Below are 21598 nucleotides of genomic sequence, written 5' to 3' on the forward strand. Positions count from 1 at the left end.
TTTCTGAGGACGATCCGGCGCCGTAACGCGCCGGTCTCCATTTCGCGGCTTCGCTGCCGCTATTCCACCGTGACGCCCGAGAAGCGGCTGGTCCCGAAGATGGCAGGGACATAGCCTTTGACCGACTTGTTCACCGCCGTGATGGTGTCTGCGCCGCCCAGGATCACCGCCGGCACTTCCTCGTGGAAAACTTCCTGCGCCTGGAGGTACAGCTTCTCGCGCTCCGCTTGGTCCGTGATGGAGCCGGCCTTGTTCATCAGCGTGATGAAGGTGTCATTGCACCAGGAGCCGATGTTGGACGGGCTCGGCTTTCCCTCGGCGTTACAGGTGAAGTAGTTGTTCGGGATCTGGCTCGGATCCGGGAAGTCGTAGATCCCGCCGAACATGCCGACCTTGGCTTCGCCCTGGCGCGAGCGGGTGATGTATTCCGACCATTCATAGGAGATGATCTCGGCCTTGACGCCGATCGCTGCCCAATCCGCCTGGATGAACTCAGCGGCACGACGGCCATGCGGCATGTAAGGGCGAGACACGGGAACCGCCCAAAGTTCGGTGGTGAAGCCGTCGGGATAGCCGGCTTCCGCCAGCAGCTTCTTGGCAAGTTCAGGGTCATAGTTATAGGGGCCGATATGATCCGCCGAACCCCACAAGGCCGCCGGAACCAGGGATCCCGTTACCTTGCCCCTGCCATCATAAACCACGTCAACCAGCGGCTGCATGTTGATCGCGTGGGCAAGCGCTTCACGAACCTTCTTGTTCTGAAGAATTTCGTCCTTGAAGTTGAAAGTGATGAAGCCGGAGGAGGCGACGGGCGTGTTCACCGCTTCCAGCGTTTCGCTGCTCTCGATCCGTTCCAGATCGGCCAGGTTCGGGTAAAGCGCGATGTGGCACTCGCCGGCCAGCGCGCGCTGCAGGCGCACCGTGGCATCGGCGCTGATGGCCATCACCACACCATCGACCTTGGGTGTGCGCGCTTCGTTGCCGATCGCAGCGCCCCAGGTTTCGGCAAAGGGCGCGAGCCGAACAACGGCGTCCTGCTGATAAGCGGCGAGCTGGAAGGGGCCTGTACCGATGGGCTCCCGATCGAACTGGTCCGGCGTTCCCGCTTGCTGGAGCTTGTCGGCATATTCCGCGGAGGTGATTGCCAGAGACTGGTGCGCCATGATGCCGATGAAGGGCGCCAGCGGCGCCTTCAACGTGAATGCCACCGTGTGATCATCAATCTTTTCGACGCTCTGCAAGGCTTCGGCCAGCTTGGTGTTGAACGTGACATAGGTGCCGCCGCTTACCGCCGCATATGGGTGGTCGTCCTGCAGCATGCGATCGAAGGTGAACACGACATCGTCGGCATTGAAGTCCCGCGTCGGCGTGAACTGGCTGTTGGATTGCCACTTCAAGCCCTCTCGCAGCTTGAACGTGTAGGTCTTGCCGTCATCCGATACGCTCCAGCTTTCCGCGAGAGCCGGATCGATGTCAGATCCTCCTGCCTTCACCGAAACCAGATTGTCATAGATCTGGCCAAGCACCGTCAGCGTGGTGCCGTTGCTTGACAGCTGCGGGTTGAAGACTTCCGGCGATCCTTCCAGGCATACGGACAGGTTCGCGGCAAAAGCCGGTGACGTTGCCAGGAGTGCCACGCTGCAAAGGCTAAACAGAGATTTCATCGGCAGATCCCCTCTTGATTGATGGCTCATGCCTCCAACAGGCATCGCCAGGTTGCGACTAAGGAAGGCTCGCGTGATATGATTGTCAAATAGCTTGTTCTCCGATCATTATAACCAAAACTCATATTGCCTCTCGGAGCGCCCCCGATGAATGTTCGCCAGCTCGAAGCCTTCCAGGCGACCATGGAAACAGGCTCCGTGTCCCGCGCCGCCGAGCGCCTGGGCGTGAGCCAGCCGGCGGTCAGCAAGCTTTTGCGCGCGTTTTCCGACAGTTGCGGCTTCGGCTTGTTTGTGCGCAGCGGCGGACGGCTGGTGCCGACGCAGGAAGCGCGCGCCTTGGCAACAGAGGTCGAGCGCATGTTTTCGGGGACAGAACGCGTGGCGCGCCTTGCACGCGCGCTGCGCAATCGCGAATGGGGTGAAGTCAGCGTTGCGGCTCCGCCAGCCTTGGCGACCCGCTACCTCGCCCATGCCTTGGCGCCCCTGCTCAGTGCCCGGCCCGATCTCCTGTTTACCCTGCAAAGCCGCAACTCGCCGCGCATCGCGGAGCTCGTCGCCGCCCAACAGATCGACATTGGCTTGAGCGTGCTGCCCTCGGACCATCCGCACGTGGACGCCGAGATCATCATGCGGTTCGACATGATCTGCATCCTGCCGGCGGGGCATCCGATGGCTGAGCGCAATGCGATCGCGCTGGACGACCTGCGCAACGAACCTTTCATTTCGCTGGCGCGCGACGATTGTTCCCTGATGACCATCGACCGCGCCTTCCAGGTGCGCGGCGTGCAGAAGCGCACGGCCATCGAGGTCCCGCTTTCAGAAACGATCTGCGGTTTTGTGGCGAACGGCGTCGGCGTGTCCGTGGTGCCGCCCTTTGTCGGGCTGGATTACTCCCCGACCCAGCTGGTGCGGCGCAAGCTGGTTCCGGCCACACCCATGGATGTGTGGATGCTGACTCCCAATACGCGGCCGCCGTCCTTGGCGGCACAAAGGCTGGCGGAGTTGATCCGCCTCGCCGTTGCTCCCTTCAACACGACAAGAGTCGAGGCTTGAGTTCGATCAGCGGAAGCGAATGCTCGGGCCCTCCAGCGGCAAGCCCTGAAGCTCCACGCTCCACTGCTCTCCCGCTGCGATCGGCAAGGCTCGTGTTACCGTTCCGGTGGACACGATGTCTCCGGCCTGCAGCTTCGGCGCTGCGGACTCCGTTGCAAGGAGGTCGACGAGGTGGCGCAGGGCAGCCAAGGGTCCGCCACCCAGAACATTGGTGGCGCGGCCGCGGTCGGCGGTTTGCCCGTTACGGCTTAGCTCCATATCGAAGCGGGCAAGTGCGTCGTGCCACCGGTCAGCCTCATTGGGGCTGACGGCGACGCGCGAGCCCACAAGCAGCGCCCCGTGCAGACCAAAGGCGGCGACCGTGTCGGCTGCGGTAAACCGCCAGCCCGGGAACAAGGATTGAACGATCTCAAAGCCCGGCGCCACCCACTCGATGCACGATAGCAGCGCCCGTTCGTCCATTCCCGCTTCCGGTACGCGGTGGAAACGGAACATGATTTCGGGCTCGATGCGGGGCTCAACGAGCCTTGTCAGGTCAAAGCTGCCCTGGAGCTCAGCGAGTTCAAACAACGTCGTGTCGTAGACATAACCCCAGATCGGCGCAGCCACCCCGTATTCGGCCCAGATCGTTGTGTTCGTGAAGCCGATCTTGCGGCCAACGACGCGTTCTCCGCGTTCTTCGCGAAGCCGCCGCACGGAAGCCGCGACTTCGTAGGCGGCCGCAAGATCGAGGTCTGGGTGTTGCTCAGAAAGGGACGCCCGCTGATCGCGGCGCTCCAGGGAACCGAGGAGGTCGGCTGCGAGGCGGTTTGCTTGGGCTTTGCTCATTCGTGCACTCTAACCGCCGCTGGCTGAAGAGCAACGGTTTGCTTCCCGGCGAGGATGCCCGTGCCATCCGCTGCTTGCGGTGTCTTTCCGGCACCACCGCCGAAGGGAACGACTGGAAGCACGTTTTCTTCGGGAGATTGTGCTGGACGTTTTCTCGTGCTCCTGCTTGAAAACACAGGAACATTGAAGATGAGGATCCGTCGTGCCACGCGATCACACAGGAATGGGGACGCTTCTGGTGCCCGGTCAGCCGGACAGCAAGGTTGTGTTGGACATCGCGCCGGACGCCACGGGCGGATGGCAAACGGTGCGCGGCACGATCAGCGGCGATCCGGTTTCGCTGAACGCGGCCTTCAACAACAATCGGGAGGCGTGCCTGGTGCATGATGCGAGCGGCTTCCGCATGGATGTCACCATCCTCGACGTGACACCCGAGGGCCTGGCCCATGTCACGCTTGTGGGGATGGGATCGGCCTGAGCAGCGCTCCGCTGCCAGCTCCTCAGGAAGCATAAAGGCCCTGCGATGACGATCGCAGGGCCTTTATGCTTTTACGACGGCAAGAGCGGTTGCGCGGCCTCAGGCAACCGGCACAAAGCCGGGTGATCCGACCGAGCTGGCATCGCCGGCCTGGGCATAGCCGCCGGCACTGCCGACGATTGCGACCTGGTAGGCTGGATCGTTCCACGACACACCGTCCCACACCGCGGAAGCCTTGGCGTTGCCGCCGAAGGCTGCCCCTGCGTGCTGTTCCGCTTTAAAAGAGCCGACGGTGTCCGACGTTCCGATGGCCGACCCGTCCGACGCGTTGACGGTGGCAGCGCCATAGTTGAACGCCGTCGCCACATAGCCGTTTTGGTCGAACAGCACGACCGCATCGCTTTTCCCAAGCCCTGCGCCGTCTAGGCCAACAACCGCCACGCTGTCAGCTAAGCCCCACGCGGCACGGAATTCTGCCATTTCCGCGTCATTTTCGACCACCGCAACGATCAACGTTTGGCCGGGCGCGATAAGCGTGTTCTCGGCAAGGGCCACGCCTCCAGAGAAAGTGCCAGCGCTGTCGCTGTAACGCCAGTTCGAAAGATCGATCGCCGTGTCGCCGTAGTTGTAGATTTCGAAGAAGTCCCCGCCAGAAGCGTTGGAGTTTACTTCGGTGATCAGGAGGCTGTAGTCCGGCAGGGCGTCGATCGTGGAGAAGGCCGTCGAGTCATAGGCAGCCATCGGGTTGTTCATGGTGTCCGCGAAGGCGCCAGTACCGATCGAGACCTGGTATTCAGTGTTCAGCGCGAGCAAGCTTGCGAAATCAACCGTGACCCTGTTGCCGCTGACGAAAACAGCAGCATCCGAGACATCGATCGTGACATCGGCGCCCCCGCTCTGGTTCTCGAGCACGATGGTGCCCGATCCCTTCTGCACCACCTCGTCGAAGTTGATCACGAGATCGGCAAACGGCGCGACATCGTCGCCCCCAAGCGAAATGCCCGTAACCTGTGGCGCGACGTTGTCTGGCGCCAGGTTGACGATGTTGACGCCCGTGAAGCTCAGCACGTCGGCGCCCGACAACGATTGCAGCGCCTGCGCGTCATCGCCCGCGGTTGGATCCGCGTAAGCCAGGCTGATGATCGAACCGGCGGCAATCGCCGAAGGAAGGGTCAGCGAAAGCGTGTCGCCGGTGATCGTGACCGATGCCGGTGTCACGTCTACGCCGTCGAGCGTCACGGTGAAGGCCGCATTGTTTGGCCGTTCTGTTGTGCCCGCGAGCAGCGCCTGGTTGAAGGTCACGCTGATCACCGCGCCGTCCGTGCTTGCATTGCTTACCAGCGGAGCGCCAAACAGGCTGCCGTTGACCAAAGCGAAGCCGGGCGCTTTTGTGTGGTTGGCTTCCCAGTTCAGGGGATCCTTGATGCTGGCAGCAAGCGATTGGAGATCGCTGGCGTCGAGCGAACCGCTGTAGCGGGCATTGGTCTGGTTGGCAGGGTTGACGGTGAAGCTGAGTGCTGCGCCCGCATTTGTCAGCTCAACAGGGATTGCACCGGCGCTCCCGCCCAAAGTGAGGCTTGCAACAAAGGTTCCGGGGTTCGTGATGACCCCCGCTCCGCCGTCCACAAGCCCGTCGATCACCGCACCCTGCAAGGCGTAGTAGGTTTCCGACTTGCCGACGCCGCCGCCACCGCCCTTGGTGGTGCCGATGTCCGCAACGGGGTTGCCGTTCGTGTCCGTCTGGATGGTGACAATGGTGCCGGCAGGCAGGTCGCGACCCGCCGTCCATGTGAACGCGGCTTCGTTGGTGATCCCATTGAAGCCCGTTGACGCATCGTAATCGCGGTCGGTGAACGTGATGCGGGTGCCGCCGGTGATGTCCGTCATCAGAATGAAGGCAATGGCATCGGGAGCTTCGGCGTTGCCGCCAACAAACAGGACATCGCCTGCCGAAAGAATGGTGGGAGGCGCCGAGGTGATCAGGTCAAGCGGGTCAGCCGGCGTTATGCCTCTGAAGGCATTGCCGAAATGATCCACGATGGCGCCGTTTTCGATCTGCAGCGTATACGCGGTTTCGAAAGAAAGATCGGTGCTCGGCCGCAGCGTCACAACATTGTAGTTGAAGCTGATCTGCGTGCTGGTTGCGAGATCGAAGCTTTCCACAACCGCGCCGGTTGCGTCGCGCAGCGTGGCTGTACCCTCGCCCCGCGCGACACCCTCATTGAACGAGAGCACGAACGCCGTGTCGACGGCAGCACCTTGCGTGCCATCAGCGGGCGAGGCCTCAACCAGGCGCGGTCCGGTCTGGTCCACCACAGCCCTGCCCAGCGTCACTACATTGCCTTGAAACTGCTGCTCCGACGCCGGCAGATCCTTCGACCCGTCGGTCTGGCCGGGCCAAACCGTGTCGCCATTGTCCTGCAGCAGGAGGAGTTGCGTTCCTTCCTTGATGCTGGCCGGGGACACCAGAGTCTCGAAGCTGCCCCCGGTTTGCGCCAGAAGGGCGTCCAGATCTGTGTCCCGCTCCACCGGCTGCGAACCTGTAGTGCCGTCCCAGGTAAACAGGCGGAAATTGTGTTCCACTGCTCCGCTGGATGGTGCGGCCGAGCCGGCGATGATGACGTAGCCGCTGCCGTCGGTAGCCTTTTCGATCGAGCGAATGCCACGGCCGCCAAGGTTCAACTCGATGGGAGCGCCGAACGTCGCATCGGTTTCGCTGCCGTTCACAAGCTCCGCGTAATTTTCGAGCGGAACGATCAGCGCCTTGTCGCGGGTGGTGGTGTCTGTTTGAGGGGCGCGGAAGCCAAGCCACAGCGCACCATCGTCGGGCGACGTCGTCGCGCCCTCGACCGCGAAGCCGGACGGCTGTTCCGGGCTTGATCCGGCAGCAGAAGAGGCCGCAAAGCCGAAGTAGTTGGCACCCTGACCATGCGCGTTGCCGGCATCCCAGGCAACCAGTGCGGCTTCGAGACCGGTATAGGCTCCGTTGATGGTGAAGGTCGTGGCAGCGCCTGTGCCCTGGAGTTCGACGCTGAACAGGATCTCGCGGTTGTCCGCTTCGCCGCCGCTCTTCGAGTTGCCGTGCGAGCCGACCAGATACAGCGTGTTGCCGACCAGCGCACTCGCTTCCAGATCGAGTTCGCCGTCCCCGCCGATGGCTGCGTCATAGCTCCATTCGAGCACGGCCGGTCCGCCGTCGCGGTGATACACGCGCAGAACATTGGCCTCGTCGTCGCCGACAAGGATGTAATCGTCCGGCAGCGCGATGGCGGTGGAGGTGTCGGACGAGTTTTCACCCGTGCCGGCGTTCGGCAGGAAGGTGATCGGCTCAGGCTGCGGCTGCGGCTCAACGGGTCCACCCGGCTGGCCCGGCGTTTCCGGTTGCGTGGGCTCGCTTGGAGCGCCATCAAGAAGGGACTCGGCAAGGTCTTCCAAGAAGTCCGGCGTGGTGCTGCCGTTTCCAAGAGCATCCGCGATTTCGGCTTGCGTGGGCGCACGGCCAAGCAGCCCGTGATACACCAGGACGACCTGGGTGGCAGCGTCGTTGTGCTGCGTGCTTTCAGCCGATGTGGCAACCATCAGCAGGAGGCGGGCCGGCGATTCCCCCTGGGCCAGAAGGTTCGTCCAATAGGCAAGCCCTTCCGCATCCGGGGCACGGCCGAGCGCGTTCTGGTAAATGGCCGCGACAAAGACCGCGCTGGCGGCGTCATCCTCGTATTGGCCGCTAAATTCCGCCGATGCGCTGAAGGCGCGCGCGATGTCTTCCATCGACATGCCGTCACGCCGGGCATCGACCCAGTAGCGCAGGCCCGCCGCATCCGGCGCACGACCGAAGGCGCTATAATAAAGTTGCACTATCGGCACGATGTCCTGGCGGGCTTCAACCGACGCGGCGAACGCCGCCACGACCTGCGCAAGCGAAACGGCGCCGCTTTCCACCTGATCGATCCAGTAATCCACGCCTGCAGCATCGGACGGACGGCCGAGCAGGTTTGCGTAGAGTGTGTTGATGATATCGATCGTGGCCATTGGCGCGGCTCCCCTTCTCAAAGAAGCCGTGCAGTACGAAATCCGCACTACAGAAATATGTCAGTAACTTTCTAACCTTGGTGCCGAGTTCAAGCGTCGACGAATCCCGGTGGGACAAGCCGCCGGAACCGCGTCAGCGCCGCCCGACGAGGCGAGCGGAAACATCCTGGGAATAGGAGCCAAGATAGGATTGGAAGCCGCCATAGGTGGCGTCCATGTGTTCCAGAAAGGCCAGCATGGCGGCTGGCTCGCTCGACAGCAGCACGGTGGCTTGCGCTTCATCCAGGCCACGCGCCACCGCCTGGAGCCTGAGCTTCTGCATCAAGGGCGCTGCAAGCTCGGCCGTGAGGCCGTAGTCCGTCGCGATCTCCTCCTTGGCGACGCCGGCCAGGGACAGCAGCATGGCGGCCACGATGCCCGTTCTGTCCTTGCCGGCTGTGCAGTTGAACAGGATCGCCCCGTCTTCTGCTTGTGCAATGATTTGCGCGACGCTGAGCAGTGCCGGACGACAGGCGCCGATCGCCGCGACATACCGGACCGAAAGGTCAAAGCCTTCGTCATACATTTCCGCGAAAGGCGCGAGCCCATCGAATAACGAAACATGGTGATAGCGAACGGTGCCATGGTCCGCAAAAGCGCTCGGCTGATGCCTGATCTCCGCGTCGCTGCGCAGGTCGATCACTGTTTTTAACCCAAGGCCGAGAAGCGTCTGGACATCTTCGGGGTCCAGGTCGTGCAAGGCGTCGGCACGCAGAAAGGTCCGCCACGGCACCGGATCGCCGCTGGGAGTAAGATAGCCGCCGAGGTCGCGAACATTGTGCGCGCCCTTCAGGCGGATGTGGCGTTCTCCTGCAGTCATTATCGTATCCCGGATTTCATGAAAGACTCCACGACCTGGCGCTGGAGCACAAGATAGATCAGCAGGATCGGCAGCGATGCAAGGGTGGCAGCGGCCATCAGCAGCCCCCAGTCATTGCCTTCCTGCGACATGAAGAATTGCAAACCGATCTGGACAACCGAGTTCTCGATCTTGCGGATCAGGAGAAGCGGCCAGAAATACTCGTTCCATGCGGAAATGAAGCACAAGATCGAGACCGAGGCGATCGGCGCCCGCAGGTTGGGGATCACCACTTCAATCAGCGTGCGCAGACTGCCGGCGCCATCCATCCGCGCGGCTTCCACCACCTCGCGCGGGAAACCGCGCATGGCATTGTAGAGCACGAGCACCGCGAAGGCTGCTGCCGCATTCGGAACCACAAGCCCGGCAATCGTATCGAGCAGCCCCAAACGTGTTGCCAGAACATAGTTCGGGATCATCACCACCTGAAACGGCACCAACCAGGACAGCGCGATCAGGGAATGAGCGAGTCGTCCGCCGGGGAAGCGCCACCGCACCAACGCCCAAGCGGCAAGAAGGCCTGTCACGACCTGCGCTGCGGTTGTGGCGGCTGCCATCAGCACGGTATTCCACAAGATCCCGAAGATCGGCATCACCTCGATCACCCGACGGTAATTCTCGAGTGTCGGGGTTGCGGGCCAGAGGGCCGTGGAGAAAACCTCGCTTTCCGGGCGGAAGGACGTTTGCACCATCCAGTAAACCGGAAAGATGGCGAGGGCCGATAGCCCGATCATCACGAGGTGCGCGGCGAAGCGCCTGGTGTTCGGGCTAGTCGTCATAAACTGCAAGCTTCTTCATCAGGGCAAGACACACCAGGGCGACGAGGCCGAACACAAGAAACACCAGCATACCGGCTGCCGTGCTCCAGCCAGCCGACATGGTTTTGAACCCGTATTCCCACATCAGGTAGTAAACATTGGTGGTGGATCGCAGCGGGCCGCCGCCGGTCAGGGCGTTGATGTAAACGAAGCTCCATTGCGCACCGAACAGAACCGTCATCAGGCTGAGCAGCAAGATTGTGGGCGAAAGCAGCGGGACGCGGATGTCGCGCACGATCTGCCAGGATGTGGCGCCATCCATGCGGGCGGCCTCGATGTAGCTCGGGTTGATGGCGCTGTCGGCGGCGGCAAAAAGGAGGGTAGAAAAGCCGATCAGCTTCCAGCCGGTAATCCAAACCAGCGTCCAAAGCGCCACGTCCGGATCGCGCAGGAAACCGATCGTGTCGAAGCCGAAGCTACGGAGCCACTGGTTGGCGAGGCCATGATCCTCGTTCAGGAGCCAGCGCCACACGATGGCTGCGACGATCGGGGCAACGATCATCGGCACGAAGATCAGCCCACGGTAGAGATTACGCGCGGGCCCCGTGAGTTGGGCGGTAAGAAGCGCCACCACAAGCGGAACGCCAACGGAAAGCGGCAGAAGGCCGACCGTGTAGAGCACCGTGTTGATCACGGCCTGCTGCATATCAGGAAGGTTGAGCAGGTTGAGGTAGTTGTCGAAGCCGACATAGCGCGGCTGCGAGCGCGGCAGCATGTTCCACTGATAAAATGAAAGCTCGAAGGCTTCCAGAAGCGGAACATATGTCCAAACAATCAGCACGGCCAAGGCAGGCGCGAGGTAGAGCCAGGGTTCGAAGGCGCGCAGCGTGATGCGCGGCAATCGCGGCGTGGCGATAGGCATGCTCGTTGCAATGGCTGTGTGGGACATGGGTTATCGCCTGGGAACCTGGCGCCAGGGCTGCAAACCCTGGCGCATCGTCAAGGAAGCCGATGGTTGATCCCGAAATCAGTTTGCCGGCATCAGCGGTTGAGCCTGCTCCTGGGCAGCCTTCAGCACCTGGCGCGGGTCGCCGGAGCCGAAAACGGCTTCCGTCATCGCGTCCTTCATCATGTTTTCCACCTGGCGGTAGTTCGGTCCGCCGAACGCCACATTGGGCGTGAGGCGATCCAGCTGCTCCAGGTTGGCACGATATTTCGGGTTCTGCTCGAGCCAGCCTTTCAGGTAGCGCTCGTCGTTTACGATGCCCGGACGCAGCGGCAGGTAACCGATCTTGCTCGTGATGATCGTGTAGGCTTCGTCGGAAGTCAGGAACTTCATGAGTTCCCAGGCCGCGCGCTGCTTCACCGGATCCTGCGAGAACATGAACACCGCGGAGCCGGAATTCGTCGGCGCCGTCGGCTTCTCACCGAAGGACGGCATCGGGGCGAGGCCGAGTTCGAAGTTGCCCTGCGCCGCGCTTTCCATGCGGTTGAGGATGGCGGACGTGTACAGGAACATTCCAAGATTACCTGACTGGAACGTGTCCATATGCGCACCGACGTCGATGCGAGCATGGGCACCGGAGTCCATGAGGTCGCGCAGCATCGCAACTGCGTCCGCCTGGTCCTTGTCGGCGAAGGTCAGCGTGTTGCCATCGCGAACCTTGCCGCCGCCATTCGACATCACGATCGACTGGTAAACGAAGGTGCCGTCGGTTGGACCGTAAGCGCCGGGAAAGAAGCCATGCTTGCCTGTCTTTTCGGCAATGGCCTTTCCAGCCGTTTTCACCTCTTCCCAAGTGCGGGGCGGCTGATCCGGATCAAGGCCGGCCTGCTTGAAGAGATCGCGGTTGATGAACATCACCGGCGTGGAGAAGACATATGCGAGACCATAGGTCTTGCCGTCCACCTCACCGAGCGCCAGCCCTGCCGGCACAAAGCCAAGGGCATGCTTGGCGAGTTCGTCGCCGGCAACGTCTTCCAGCGGCTGGGCCCCAAGTTCTTCTGCGGCATAGATGAGGTCGCGGAACACCAACTGCGCAACGTCAACGTCGAGACCGGCGACCATGTCAGCCTGAACGCGGCTCAGAACCTCATTGGAAGGTGCGCCGATCGGTTCGACCTTCACGTTGGGATTTGCTTCTTCGAACTTGGCGATGAGCTCAAGGGTCGCCTCACGGCCGATGCCGGCGCTCGCCAGATTGTAGTTGTAGAAGGAGATCGTCACCGGTTCGGTGATTGCTTCGGCCATCTGAGCCGAAGCCGAGCCCGCAACGCCCGCCAGAAGCAGGCTGGTAGATACGGCGAGCGAAAGAAACTGTCTGCGGAGCATGGCGTAAACCTTTCGGGAGAGGAAGTTATTCAGCGGCGACGGGAACGGCGGCGGCCCGCTCGATCAGCATCTGCAGCGGGTAAACATTGAGCTCCGCGCGGTCGGTCGGCAGCGGAACGAAGGCGACGGAAAGGCCGCTCTTGCGGATCGTTCCAATGGCGAAGGAGGAGCCGCGCACCATGCGAAGCACGTCCGTGCGCAGAATGTCTGTGGCGGCATGCTGGCCCATGCCAACGATCACGGGAATGCCGTTCCAAACGGAAACCCTGTCGTGGTGGATGTGCCCGCTCAGGATCCCCAGGACGTTGCGCCCCTTCAAGAGGTCGGCCAGTCGTTCAGACTGTTCAAAGGCGATATGACGCCAGTGCGCTGCGTCCGGCGCTTCGCCAAGCGCCGGTGGATGGTGCGAGACAATCAGCTTCGGCAGGTCGGGATGGGTGTCGAGCGTCCGGGCCAGCCATTCGAATTGCTTGGGCTCGATCGTTCCACCAATGAAGCCGGGTTCGCTGGAGTCCAGCGTGATCACATGAACGCCGTCGAGAACCTCGTCATGATCATAAGGCGCATCCGGTGCGGACGCTGCGATCCCCATGCCGGCGTAGAAGCCCTCTCGGGTGTCGTGGTTGCCAAGGGCATAAACAACCGGAAGGCTGGCGCCCTCCATCAGCCGCTTCAGAATCCCATAGCTTTCGGCATCGCCGCGATTGGACAGGTCTCCACTGGCCACGATGAAGCTTGGCCGCGGCTCGATGGTTGCAACCAGCGCCAGGACTTCCTGCAGGGGCGATTGCGTGTTGCTGAACAGGTGGTCGTCCGTTGCGGGGTCGCCGACATGCAGGTCCGTGAGGTGAACGAATGTGACGTCGGGCGTCATGCGGCGGCTCCGTGTTTCATGATCGTTTCAGGCGTGGCTCTGCTTGGAGCAACCCGCTGGCCACCCTCCACCTGGAAGGCGTGCATGTCTTCGCTGGCGATGGCGATGGCGAACGGCGTGGCCGGGATGTTCTTGCCTGCGGGCAGCGTGATCGCGACCGCCGTCCCGGCAACCTTGCCATGCAGGTGATGCTCGGTGCCGAGATCCTCAGTGAGCTCGAGCGCAAACGGGAGCGCAGCCGAGGCACCGTCCAGCGGCGCCACAACGGCCGAACCGGGGCGGAAGGCGAGTTCGATCCGTGTGCCCCGCGGAAGATCGAAAACGAGCTGCGGCCATGGAACGAGGTTGCCGCCGATCACGGCGCGCCCGCTGCCGTCGATGGTGGCCGGCAGGAAGTTCATGGGAGGCGAGCCGAGAAAGTTGGCGACGAAACGGCTTTGCGGCTTGCGAAACACTTCCGACGGGCTTCCCGCCTGTTCGATGCGCCCGCCGTTCATCACCACAAGCTTGTCGGCGAGGGTCATCGCCTCGACCTGATCGTGCGTGACGAAAACGCTGGTTGTCCGCAGTTCGCGATGGAGTCGCTTGATTTCCAAGCGCATCTGGATGCGCAACTGTGCATCAAGGTTCGACAAGGGTTCGTCGAACAGGAAGATGCCCGGCGAGCGCACCATCGCCCGGCCCATGGCGACGCGCTGGCGTTGCCCGCCCGACAGTTGCGAAGGCTTGCGGTCGAGCAGGTGGGTCAGCCCAAGCGTGGACGCGATGCGCGCAACCCGTTCATCCCGGTCGCGCCGCGCGATGCCCGATACCTTCAGCGCATAGCCGATGTTTTGCGCCACGGTCATGTGCGGGTAAAGCGCGTAGTTCTGAAACACCATGGCGCAACCGCGCTTGGCGGGCTGCAGGTCGTTCACCACCTTCTCGTCCACGGCAATCTCGCCGCTCGTGATGTCTTCCAGCCCGGCAATCATGCGCAGCAGCGTGGACTTGCCGCAGCCGGACGGCCCCAGAATCACGACAAAGGCGCCATCCTCGACGTGGAGGTCGATGCCGTTCACAGCAAGCGTCTTGCCATAGGTCTTGCTGACGGAGCGGATGTTTATCGATGCCATGCCTCGGCCCCGTTTTCATGCGGCGTTGGCCCGTCGATAGACCCGGGGCATATCGTTTGAATGACGGTTGTCGAACAGTGTTCGACAAGAACCAGTCAGGCAGGCGCGCGGAACATTGGGACGACCACTTCCACGATGCGCGCGATGACCTCCTCAGGATCCGAAAAGTCGATCGTGGACTGGGTCAGCACCTCGTTGCGCAGGCGATTTCGCGTCACCTGCGACCGGATACCGAGCGCGCAGCTGATGCGCCACCCGACTTCGGCTTCGCTCAGCCAGGGCGCATGCGCTCGGAAATGGGCGCTGAAGACGCGATGGTGTTCGATGCCCTCCACCAGCGGCCGGTAAAGCTCCTGGTCGCGGCTGCGCTGCGCCATCGACGTGAAATGGGAAAGGACCTTGTATTTGGATGCCGGGTCGAGGCTCCAGCGCACAGATGGCCCGACCAGCGCCCCTACCATTTCACTCAAGGCCGGCGGCGCCGGATGAGCCCGTTGCACCGCGGCATTCAGGAGTGACAGGCGTTCGGCGTTCAATTGCTTGTAGACGCGTTCGGCTGTTGCGATCACAAGCTGTTCCTGTGATCCGAAGTGGTAGCTGATCGCCGAAGGCGCCGTACCTGCGAGTTCCGCAATCCGACGCGCCGTCAGTTCCTCGAGGCTGCTGACCTCGCAGAGCAGCTTTTCGCAGGCTTCAATCAGCTTTGTTGCGGTGGGTATCATGACCGGCTGCGCTGGGGATCAGATCCATCCCGCCGCTTGTTAGCGCAGCCATTCTTGAAAGACCACCGACTGCATGGCTGTCGCGCCGCGTGGCAGCGGTCATGCCGAACTCCATCGCGCGCCGGACGCTTTGCAGAGCCGCGGAAAAAGGCTAACTGCGATGATCATTGTTCAAGGGGAGAAAACATGTTCAGCCACGTTGTTGTCGGATCGGACGACCTTCAGAAGTCAAAGGCGTTCTATGATGCGATCTTCACCGCATCGGGCGGAAACGCCGGCGAAATGGATCCCAAGGGTCGCCTGGTCTACTCAAAGGACGGCAGCCGCTTCCTCGTCACCCAGCCGATCGACGGCAAGGCTGCAAGCTGCGGCAATGGCTGGACCATCGGCTTCGCCTGCGCATCGCCGGAAGAGGTCGACGCCTGGCATTCGGCGGGCGTTGCCAATGGCGGCCAGTCCATCGAAAACCCGCCCGGCGTTCGGGAAGTCGGCACCCGCAAGCTTTACCTGGCCTATCTGCGCGATCCCACCGGCAACAAGCTTTGCGCAAGGGCGCTGATGCCGGCCTGATCCCGATCCGGAGATGCATCTTGCACCCTTGTGGCCGAGGCGCAGCGGGTGCATCCTTTCTTGAGGTCATGACCGCTTCGAGGGAGGAGGATTTCCGGTGATCAGATCGTTGCGATGGATTGCCGTTCTTGGCGCTGCGCTTTGCGGCTGGGTCGGTCCGGCTCTGGCCGATCTCGTGGTTCCGGGCGAAGAGCACTGCGTGGTCAACGTTGACCCCAGCGATCGCCTGAACCTGCGGAAAGGCCCCTCGGCCGCAACCGGCATTGTTGCCGCGAAACGACATGGTCAATGCGGCATCGTCGTTGCGGGCCCTTGCACCGGAAACTGGTGCCCGGTGGAAGACGGCCATTCGAAGGGCTGGGCGCACCGGCGCTACCTTTCTATGGTTTCGCCGGCACGCTACTGCGTGCACGCAGTTCATGCGCAAGATCGGCTCAATATGCGTGCCTGGCCATCCGCGACCTCGCGAATCCTGACCGACCTGGCGCCCAACCAGTGCGGCATTTCGTTTCTTCCTTACGCCCGGGGCGGATGGCAGAAGGTACGCGTGGATGGCTACGAGGGTTGGGTGAACCGAGCCTATTTGAGCGGCCAGTAAGCTCGCTGCCTGTCCACAAGCTGCGCCCTCGCTTCTTGCAACATCCGGTTTGCCGTGACCTCATTCCCCCATCTCTTCTCGCCGATCCAGATCGGCGGCATGCACGTCAAGAACCGGATCCTTTCCACTGGCCACGACACCGTCATGGCGCATGACGGCCATGTCACGGAACGGCTGATCGCCTACCAGGAAGCACGCGCCAGGGGCGGGGCAGGCCTGATCGTGGCCCAGGTATCAGGCGTCCACGAAACCGCACGCTACACATCCCACGTCCTGATGGCGACATCCGACGATGCCATCCCCGGTTACCGGGCCCTGGCCGATGCAGTGCACCGGCACGGCGCCAAGATCTGCGGCCAGCTGTTTCACCCCGGACGTGAGATCATGGAAACGCAGGACGGCACCGCTCCGGTTGCTTATGCCCCGTCTCCCGTGCCGAACTCGCGCTTCCACGTCATGCCGGTGCCTTTGTCGCACCGGATGATCCGCGAGATCGTTTCGGGCTACGGCGATGCGGCGGCAAGGCTGATGCAGGCGGGCTTCGACGGCTGCGAGATCGTGGCAAGCCATGGCTACCTGCCCGCACAGTTCCTCAATCCTCACATCAACCGCCGAGATGACGCCTATGGCGGTAGCCTTGAGAACCGGCTGCGCTTCCTGCGCGAGATTGCCGCCGACATCCGCGCGAAGACGTTGCCATCTTTTGCGATCGGCCTGCGGATCACTGGCGAAGAACACGACAGCCAAGGGGTGGAAAGCAGCGACATCCTGGCTTCCTGCCGGTTGCTCGACGGGGACGGCGTCGTCGATTACTTCAGTGTCGCGGCAGGGACTTCCGCCTCGCTCAAGGGCGCGGTGCACATCGCGCCGCCCATGTACCTCCCCAACGGCTATGTGGCACCCTTTGCGGCGTCCGTGAAGCAGGGTGTCAGCAAGCCCGTTTTCGTTGCAGGCCGCATCAACCAGCCGCAAACGGCCGAACAGGTCCTTGCTTCCGGCCAGGCCGACATGTGCGGCATGACACGCGCCATGATCTGCGATCCGGAAATGCCCGCCAAGGCAGAAGCCGGCCGCGTGGACGACATCCGCGCCTGCATTGCCTGCAACCAGGCCTGCATCGGCCATTTCCACAAGGGCTATCCCATTTCGTGCATCCAGCACCCCGAAACGGGTCGGGAACTGACGCTCGGGATCAAGACACCGGCCGAGCACCAGAAGCGCATCCTTGTCGCGGGCGGCGGTCCGGCCGGCATGAAGGCTGCGGCCGTTCTGGCTGCGCGCGGCCACCGCGTGTCGTTGCACGAAGCGCAACCACAACTGGGGGGCCAGGCGAAGCTGGCGCAGCTCCTGCCCGGGCGCGCTGAGTTCGGCGGCATCATCACCAACCTTTCGCGCGAGATGGAGCTCGCCGGCGTTCAGGTGGTGCGCAACTCTCCGGTGACGCTTGCGCTCGTGGAACGCGAGGGGGCAGAGGCTGTGGTGATCGCCACCGGCGGCACGCCGCACCGGCCGGCGTTTGAAGGCGGCGACGACACGCATGTCGTGGATGCGTGGCAGGTGCTTGCCGGACAGGCAAATGTCGGAACAAGGGTGCTGATCGCCGATTGGCGGGCCGACTGGATTGGGCTCGGGCTTGCCGAAAAGCTCGCCCGTGATGGCTGCACCGTCACCTTGTGCGTGGAAGCGCTGTTCGCCGGCGAAACCATCCACGGCTATGTTCGCGATGTTTCCGTGGCGAACCTCCATCGCCTCGGCGTCCACATCGTGCCCTATGCCCGGCTCTACGGGAGCGATGGCTCGACGATCTACATGGAACACACGGCGTCGGGCGAGCCGATGATCTTCGAGGACATCGACACGCTTGTTCTTTCGCAGGGGCATGATCGGGTGGCATCGCTGGAAGACGAACTGGAGGGGTTCGCGGGCGAGATCCACGTGATCGGCGATGCCCTGACGCCGCGCACGGCGGAAGAAGCCGTGCTCGAAGGCCTCAAGATCGGGCGCCTGCTTTAACTCCGGGGAAGCAACGGTCCGACCGCAGCCTGCGGCCTTGCAGCCTCCTCAGGCCTCCACGAGCTTCACCAACTGCTTGCCGAAGTTCTGGCCGGCCATCATGCGCACAAAGGCTTCCGGCACACGCTCGAAGCCGTGCAAAACGTCTTCCTTGAAGGTGAGCCGGCCGTCGCGGTTCCAGGAAGCCAAGCGTCCGATGGCTTCCTCCCGCCGATGCCACCAATCAAAAACCACAAGACCTTGCACCGTGGAGCGCGTGACGATCAGGCGAGCGCTTGACCGCAAGCCGATGTCTTCGTCCGCAGGCTTGTCCACCACCGCAATGCGTCCGCAGATCACGACCCGGGCAAAGGTCGCGAGGTTCATCATGACAGCGTCGTGGATCGGACCGCCCGTGTTGTCGAAGAACACGTCGACGCCCCTGGGGCATGCTTCGGCGATGGCAGCGCGCAGGTCCTGCGTGGTCCGGTAGTTGATCGTGGCGTCGAAACCGATCGAGCGGCAGTAGTCCAGCTTCTCGTCCGTGCTCGCGATCGCCACTGCTCTTGCACCACTCATCTTCGCGATCTGGCCAACGATCTGCCCAACCGCGCCGGAGGCCGCGGAAACGACCACGGTGTCACCCGGTTTCGGCCGCCCAATTTCCAGCATGCCGATATACGCGGTGATGCCCGGCATTCCGAGCCACGACAGATAGGCTTGGGGTTCGGCAAGTTTTGGATCGACCCGGTTGACGCGGGCAACGCCCGGAAGGTCAGGCGTCAGTACCGCATATTCCTGCCAGCCAAGCGTCATCGCCTCCGCGATGTCGCCGACCTTCCAGCCCGGGTGGTTGGAGGCGATCACTTCCCCGACGCCGCCACCCTGCATCACCTGTCCCAATCTGACGCCGGCTGTGTAATTCGCGCCCGGATTGATGCGCCCCCGCATATAAGGGTCAAGGGAAAGCCAGTGCGTTTTCACCAGGATCTGGCCTGGACCTGGTTCCCCGACCTGGCCTTCGGCCAACCGCCAGGTGTCGTGTGTTGCGGGGCCTTGCGGATGTGCAGCCAGCAGCCATTGACGATTTTTCATGTTCGTTTCCCCGCCCCTCGACATTGAGCACCAAAGCCTGCCTAAGCTTGTGGCAAGCGAGACGTGGAACCGTCAAGAAAGCAGTTGGATCTTGCCGCCGCTCACCCTGTTCGCAGGATCTTGTTCATCGCTTTTCCGCGCGCCAACTCGTCGATCAATTTATCGAGGATGCGAATTTCCCGCATGGTCGGCTCTTGGATGTTCTCGACGCGAACTCCACACACCACGCCCTGGACCAGGTTCCTTGAAGGGTTCGGCGCCGGCGCTTGCGCGAAGAATGTTTCGATGTCGATTTTCGTGGCGAGCAGCGCGTCCAAGGCAGCGTCGTCATAGCCGGTCAGCCAGGCAATGATTTGATCAACCTCAGCCTTGGAGCGCCCCTTCCGCTCCGCCTTGGCGACATAATGCGGATACACGCTGGTGAAACTGGTTGTGTAGATTCGGTGCTTTGCCATGCTCGCCGCCCCTGTGATTCATCACCGACGTTGGTCGATGCTTCAGCATGGAATCGATCACGATCCTCGGCAACGCTGCGATTGGCGATCGAACAAATCGGCTGCAGAATTGTTCGAAATATGCGGAACTGGCCAGGAGCGTCCGAATGCCGGCGAAATCGAAAGCACAGCAGAAAGCAGCGGGCGCGGCGCTCGCCGCAAAGCGTGGCGACATCAAGAAGAGCGAGCTGAAAGGCGCTTCCAAGAGCATGGAGAAGTCCATGAGCGAAAAGGAGCTGCACGACATGGCGTCCACGAAACGCAAAGGGAAGCCCGAGCACGCCTCAGACACCTGATGCTGGGGACTGCGCCTGCTGGCGACGGCTCAGGCGGTGCGAGGGCGAACCCTGCGGCCAAGACTTGCGGCCATCGAGGCGGACGCTTGCCGCGCTGACATCAGGCGATCGATGATGTCCTGCGTTCCCTTTTCGGGTGCGCCCATGACGGCGCTCTCGATGCAAGCAGTCAGTTCCGCGTCGTTCAGCAAGCGGTCGATACTGATGACGTTTGCAACGAGATCTTCTGCAATCACCGCAGCCGGGCGAGCAATGTTGCGGCTCATCGTGAACTGTACGGGCAAGTCTCGGCCACCAGCCATCCCTGTGCTTTGCATATCGATGCCTTTACGAGTTGATCCTGTTTACTGGTTTACGGATCGACAGGTCGCACGAGACCGGTTTCGTTTTCTTCAATAAGGCTTGTCCCACGAATACTTCATGAGGGATTTTACGGTCGACGGTTAATACATCCGGCGTTTTGAAGCGCAACTTGGAGAGCCGCTGCTAAAATCCCTTTAATTGGTTGTGCTGCGGGGACCACTGAGGTGTCTCCTCCGCGCCGAAACGGCTGAGTGTGATAAGCGGAAGTTGATCCGCTATAAGACTGGCGCTTCGATGCTCTGCAGCTTAGGCATCTTCAAGCGGAGCGGCGTACATTTATGCTTTGGTCCCTTCTGACAATCCGCCGCACGGGTGGAAGGGTGTTCCGTGTTCTGCGAGGGTTGGCGAAGCGGCGGAGCGCACCACATCGAGCAAGGCGAAGGTTTTCGGGGGGCGATACATGAAGGCGATGCGGCGGGTTCCCGCACAATGGTAGAGTGGCTGATCTCCGCCGTCCCGTTGTTTAAGGCTCTGCATATCGCAGGCCTATCCATCTGGTGCGCCGGACTGATCGCCCTTCCCTTGATGCTGCGGCATCATGATCCCGCCGTTTCACCGGAAGATTACCGCATCATCCGCAGTGGCACCCATCTTACATACACAATGGTGGTCACGCCTGCGGCCGTTATCGCCGTGATCGCCGGCACCTGGCTGATCTTCCTGCGTGAAGTCTTCGTTCCCTGGCTGTTCGCCAAGCTGTTCTTCGTGGCACTGCTTGTTGTGATCCATGTCTGGATCGGGCACAGCATCGTTCGCATTGCAGAGGAGCCGGGCGAGCATCGGCCCCCGAACCCTTATCTGCCTTTGACGGGCATCCTTCTTTGTGCCCTGCCCATTTTGCTTCTCGTGTTGAGCAAGCCGGATTTCGGCTGGATCGAATTTCCTGATTGGCTTCTGGAACCGAGGGGCGGTCAGTTGCCCTTCGAAGTTCCAAGCCTGTAATCGAATACGAGCTTGCCGCCATGCCAGCCTGTGAAGCTTACAACCGCCACCGAAAGGGCCGACATCAGGATGCCGTATGGCAGAACCGCGGCCTCATACCCGTAAAGCCGGTAGCCCCAGTTGGCGCCGAGCAAGGCAAGAAGCGTCACGGCGATGATGAAGTGGGTCCAGGCTGGCGCCCTAGCGCGGATGCCCGAAACGAACAGCAGTTCAGCGGTTCCGGAAAAGCCTGCCAACATGCCGAACAAGAAGGCGGTGCCGGACGACCAAAGAGCGGCGCGGGCCCAGAAACCGTCGCCCGTCCACCAGTAAAGAATATCCGCGCCGAAAGCGCAGAAGGTGAGCGCGATCGGGAAGGCGACGCTCATGGCGTGAATCGGGTGGCCAAGGATCGCGATGTGCGATTCCGTTTCGTTGTAGCCGGGTTGTTCCGCAACCGGGTCGATCAGCTGTTCGTCGGAACCTTCAATGTTCGGCTTGGCCATCGTGGTCGCTTC

The 21598-nt window shown here is 62.1% G+C and carries 21 protein-coding genes; 7 read left to right on the top strand and 14 right to left on the bottom strand.

Going from position 1 to position 21598, the window contains the following annotated elements; translation table 11 throughout:
• Nucleotides 1-59: 59 nt before the first annotated feature.
• A complete protein-coding gene (locus J5Y06_RS00260; protein WP_209333122.1) occupies nucleotides 60-1664 on the bottom strand; it encodes an ABC transporter substrate-binding protein in 1605 nt (534 codons plus the stop codon).
• A gap of 147 nt (nucleotides 1665-1811) precedes the next feature.
• Here J5Y06_RS00260 and J5Y06_RS00265 point away from each other — a divergent pair, with 147 nt between their 5' ends.
• The gene (locus J5Y06_RS00265) at nucleotides 1812-2717 is read left to right on the top strand and encodes a LysR substrate-binding domain-containing protein (RefSeq protein ID WP_209333123.1); all 906 of its coding nucleotides are present in this window, start codon (nucleotides 1812-1814) and stop codon (nucleotides 2715-2717) included.
• A 6-nt stretch (nucleotides 2718-2723) separates the two neighbouring features.
• On the opposite strand, the gene J5Y06_RS00270 is transcribed toward J5Y06_RS00265, so the two are convergent.
• Entirely contained in the window at nucleotides 2724-3545 is an 822-nt protein-coding gene (locus J5Y06_RS00270; protein ID WP_209333124.1) for a 2-keto-4-pentenoate hydratase, read from the bottom strand.
• 202 nt (nucleotides 3546-3747) lie between these two features.
• On the opposite strand from J5Y06_RS00270, the gene J5Y06_RS00275 reads away from it, so the two are divergent.
• The gene (locus J5Y06_RS00275) at nucleotides 3748-4023 is read left to right on the top strand and encodes a hypothetical protein (RefSeq protein ID WP_209333125.1); all 276 of its coding nucleotides are present in this window, start codon (nucleotides 3748-3750) and stop codon (nucleotides 4021-4023) included.
• A gap of 99 nt (nucleotides 4024-4122) precedes the next feature.
• Here the strand turns inward: J5Y06_RS00275 and J5Y06_RS00280 are convergent, their stop codons facing one another.
• The 8 genes from J5Y06_RS00280 to J5Y06_RS00315 form a co-directional block, all read right to left on the bottom strand.
• Complete coding sequence (locus J5Y06_RS00280; protein WP_209333126.1) at nucleotides 4123-8052, bottom strand: DUF4214 domain-containing protein; 3930 nt, start codon at nucleotides 8050-8052, stop codon at nucleotides 4123-4125.
• 133 nt (nucleotides 8053-8185) lie between these two features.
• Nucleotides 8186-8911 (bottom strand): tyrosine-protein phosphatase, encoded by a 726-nt coding sequence (locus J5Y06_RS00285; RefSeq protein WP_209333127.1) that lies wholly within the window; start codon nucleotides 8909-8911, stop codon nucleotides 8186-8188.
• Nucleotides 8911-9729, bottom strand: a complete 819-nt coding sequence (locus tag J5Y06_RS00290) for a carbohydrate ABC transporter permease (RefSeq protein WP_209333128.1) — start codon at nucleotides 9727-9729, stop codon at nucleotides 8911-8913. Before J5Y06_RS00290 ends, J5Y06_RS00285 begins: the two co-directional genes overlap by 1 nt.
• Entirely contained in the window at nucleotides 9719-10657 is a 939-nt protein-coding gene (locus tag J5Y06_RS00295) for a carbohydrate ABC transporter permease (RefSeq protein ID WP_209333129.1), read from the bottom strand. Before J5Y06_RS00295 ends, J5Y06_RS00290 begins: the two co-directional genes overlap by 11 nt.
• Before the next feature lie 78 nt (nucleotides 10658-10735).
• The gene (locus tag J5Y06_RS00300; protein ID WP_209333130.1) at nucleotides 10736-12040 is read right to left on the bottom strand and encodes an ABC transporter substrate-binding protein; all 1305 of its coding nucleotides are present in this window, start codon (nucleotides 12038-12040) and stop codon (nucleotides 10736-10738) included.
• A 25-nt stretch (nucleotides 12041-12065) separates the two neighbouring features.
• Nucleotides 12066-12914, bottom strand: a complete 849-nt coding sequence (locus J5Y06_RS00305; protein WP_209333131.1) for a metallophosphoesterase — start codon at nucleotides 12912-12914, stop codon at nucleotides 12066-12068.
• Nucleotides 12911-14029, bottom strand: coding sequence for an ABC transporter ATP-binding protein (locus J5Y06_RS00310; RefSeq protein WP_209333132.1), 1119 nt, complete (start codon nucleotides 14027-14029; stop codon nucleotides 12911-12913). The genes J5Y06_RS00305 and J5Y06_RS00310 overlap by 4 nt, the downstream gene beginning before the upstream one ends.
• Before the next feature lie 95 nt (nucleotides 14030-14124).
• Nucleotides 14125-14751, bottom strand: coding sequence for a TetR/AcrR family transcriptional regulator (locus J5Y06_RS00315; RefSeq protein WP_209333133.1), 627 nt, complete (start codon nucleotides 14749-14751; stop codon nucleotides 14125-14127).
• A gap of 186 nt (nucleotides 14752-14937) precedes the next feature.
• Between J5Y06_RS00315 and J5Y06_RS00320 the strand changes: the two genes are divergently transcribed.
• The 3 genes from J5Y06_RS00320 to J5Y06_RS00330 all read left to right on the top strand — a co-directional run bounded on the left by J5Y06_RS00320 (nucleotide 14938) and on the right by J5Y06_RS00330 (nucleotide 17932).
• A complete protein-coding gene (locus J5Y06_RS00320; RefSeq protein WP_209333134.1) occupies nucleotides 14938-15321 on the top strand; it encodes a VOC family protein in 384 nt (127 codons plus the stop codon).
• Between the two features lie 97 nt (nucleotides 15322-15418).
• Entirely contained in the window at nucleotides 15419-15919 is a 501-nt protein-coding gene (locus tag J5Y06_RS00325; RefSeq protein WP_209333135.1) for an SH3 domain-containing protein, read from the top strand.
• A gap of 54 nt (nucleotides 15920-15973) precedes the next feature.
• Nucleotides 15974-17932, top strand: a complete 1959-nt coding sequence (locus J5Y06_RS00330; protein ID WP_342453348.1) for an oxidoreductase — start codon at nucleotides 15974-15976, stop codon at nucleotides 17930-17932.
• Between the two features lie 48 nt (nucleotides 17933-17980).
• Here J5Y06_RS00330 and J5Y06_RS00335 read toward each other — a convergent pair whose 3' ends face one another.
• Together J5Y06_RS00335 and J5Y06_RS00340 are read right to left on the bottom strand one after the other, a co-directional pair.
• Nucleotides 17981-19006 carry an NADP-dependent oxidoreductase gene (locus tag J5Y06_RS00335; protein WP_209333136.1) on the bottom strand — a complete coding sequence of 342 codons (1026 nt, stop codon included), beginning with the start codon at nucleotides 19004-19006 and terminating at the stop codon, nucleotides 17981-17983.
• Nucleotides 19007-19107: 101 nt separating this feature from the next.
• The gene (locus tag J5Y06_RS00340) at nucleotides 19108-19461 is read right to left on the bottom strand and encodes a DUF2200 domain-containing protein (protein WP_209333137.1); all 354 of its coding nucleotides are present in this window, start codon (nucleotides 19459-19461) and stop codon (nucleotides 19108-19110) included.
• A gap of 146 nt (nucleotides 19462-19607) precedes the next feature.
• Here J5Y06_RS00340 and J5Y06_RS00345 point away from each other — a divergent pair, with 146 nt between their 5' ends.
• Nucleotides 19608-19796 carry a DUF3008 family protein gene (locus J5Y06_RS00345; protein WP_209333138.1) on the top strand — a complete coding sequence of 63 codons (189 nt, stop codon included), beginning with the start codon at nucleotides 19608-19610 and terminating at the stop codon, nucleotides 19794-19796.
• A gap of 29 nt (nucleotides 19797-19825) precedes the next feature.
• Here the strand turns inward: J5Y06_RS00345 and J5Y06_RS00350 are convergent, their stop codons facing one another.
• Entirely contained in the window at nucleotides 19826-20098 is a 273-nt protein-coding gene (locus J5Y06_RS00350; RefSeq protein WP_209333139.1) for a hypothetical protein, read from the bottom strand.
• 490 nt (nucleotides 20099-20588) lie between these two features.
• Here J5Y06_RS00350 and J5Y06_RS00355 point away from each other — a divergent pair, with 490 nt between their 5' ends.
• The gene (locus tag J5Y06_RS00355) at nucleotides 20589-21101 is read left to right on the top strand and encodes a CopD family protein (RefSeq protein ID WP_209333140.1); all 513 of its coding nucleotides are present in this window, start codon (nucleotides 20589-20591) and stop codon (nucleotides 21099-21101) included.
• On the opposite strand, the gene J5Y06_RS00360 is transcribed toward J5Y06_RS00355, so the two are convergent.
• Nucleotides 21071-21586: a DUF2231 domain-containing protein gene (locus J5Y06_RS00360; RefSeq protein ID WP_209333141.1), complete on the bottom strand. Its 516-nt coding sequence runs from the start codon at nucleotides 21584-21586 to the stop codon at nucleotides 21071-21073. The genes J5Y06_RS00355 and J5Y06_RS00360 overlap by 31 nt on opposite strands.
• Nucleotides 21587-21598 lie beyond the last annotated feature (12 nt).

Origin of the sequence: Tianweitania sediminis (genome assembly GCF_017813335.1) — a bacterium.
GTDB classification, from domain to species: domain Bacteria; phylum Pseudomonadota; class Alphaproteobacteria; order Rhizobiales; family Rhizobiaceae; genus Tianweitania; species Tianweitania sediminis.

Excerpts from the sequence above, each read along its gene's own strand:
- J5Y06_RS00260 (WP_209333122.1), bottom strand. The coding sequence starts at position 1,664 with ATGAAATCTCTGTTTAGCCTTTGCAGCGTGGCACTCCTGGCAACGTCA.
- J5Y06_RS00265 (WP_209333123.1), top strand. The coding sequence starts at position 1,812 with ATGAATGTTCGCCAGCTCGAAGCCTTCCAGGCGACCATGGAAACAGGC.
- J5Y06_RS00270 (WP_209333124.1), bottom strand. The coding sequence starts at position 3,545 with ATGAGCAAAGCCCAAGCAAACCGCCTCGCAGCCGACCTCCTCGGTTCC.
- J5Y06_RS00280 (WP_209333126.1), bottom strand. The coding sequence starts at position 8,052 with ATGGCCACGATCGATATCATCAACACACTCTACGCAAACCTGCTCGGC.
- J5Y06_RS00285 (WP_209333127.1), bottom strand. The coding sequence starts at position 8,911 with ATGACTGCAGGAGAACGCCACATCCGCCTGAAGGGCGCGCACAATGTT.
- J5Y06_RS00290 (WP_209333128.1), bottom strand. The coding sequence starts at position 9,729 with ATGACGACTAGCCCGAACACCAGGCGCTTCGCCGCGCACCTCGTGATG.
- J5Y06_RS00295 (WP_209333129.1), bottom strand. The coding sequence starts at position 10,657 with ATGTCCCACACAGCCATTGCAACGAGCATGCCTATCGCCACGCCGCGA.
- J5Y06_RS00300 (WP_209333130.1), bottom strand. The coding sequence starts at position 12,040 with ATGCTCCGCAGACAGTTTCTTTCGCTCGCCGTATCTACCAGCCTGCTT.
- J5Y06_RS00305 (WP_209333131.1), bottom strand. The coding sequence starts at position 12,914 with ATGACGCCCGACGTCACATTCGTTCACCTCACGGACCTGCATGTCGGC.
- J5Y06_RS00310 (WP_209333132.1), bottom strand. The coding sequence starts at position 14,029 with ATGGCATCGATAAACATCCGCTCCGTCAGCAAGACCTATGGCAAGACG.
- J5Y06_RS00315 (WP_209333133.1), bottom strand. The coding sequence starts at position 14,751 with ATGATACCCACCGCAACAAAGCTGATTGAAGCCTGCGAAAAGCTGCTC.
- J5Y06_RS00320 (WP_209333134.1), top strand. The coding sequence starts at position 14,938 with ATGTTCAGCCACGTTGTTGTCGGATCGGACGACCTTCAGAAGTCAAAG.
- J5Y06_RS00335 (WP_209333136.1), bottom strand. The coding sequence starts at position 19,006 with ATGAAAAATCGTCAATGGCTGCTGGCTGCACATCCGCAAGGCCCCGCA.
- J5Y06_RS00340 (WP_209333137.1), bottom strand. The coding sequence starts at position 19,461 with ATGGCAAAGCACCGAATCTACACAACCAGTTTCACCAGCGTGTATCCG.
- J5Y06_RS00345 (WP_209333138.1), top strand. The coding sequence starts at position 19,608 with ATGCCGGCGAAATCGAAAGCACAGCAGAAAGCAGCGGGCGCGGCGCTC.
- J5Y06_RS00350 (WP_209333139.1), bottom strand. The coding sequence starts at position 20,098 with ATGGCTGGTGGCCGAGACTTGCCCGTACAGTTCACGATGAGCCGCAAC.
- J5Y06_RS00355 (WP_209333140.1), top strand. The coding sequence starts at position 20,589 with ATGGTAGAGTGGCTGATCTCCGCCGTCCCGTTGTTTAAGGCTCTGCAT.
- J5Y06_RS00360 (WP_209333141.1), bottom strand. The coding sequence starts at position 21,586 with ATGGCCAAGCCGAACATTGAAGGTTCCGACGAACAGCTGATCGACCCG.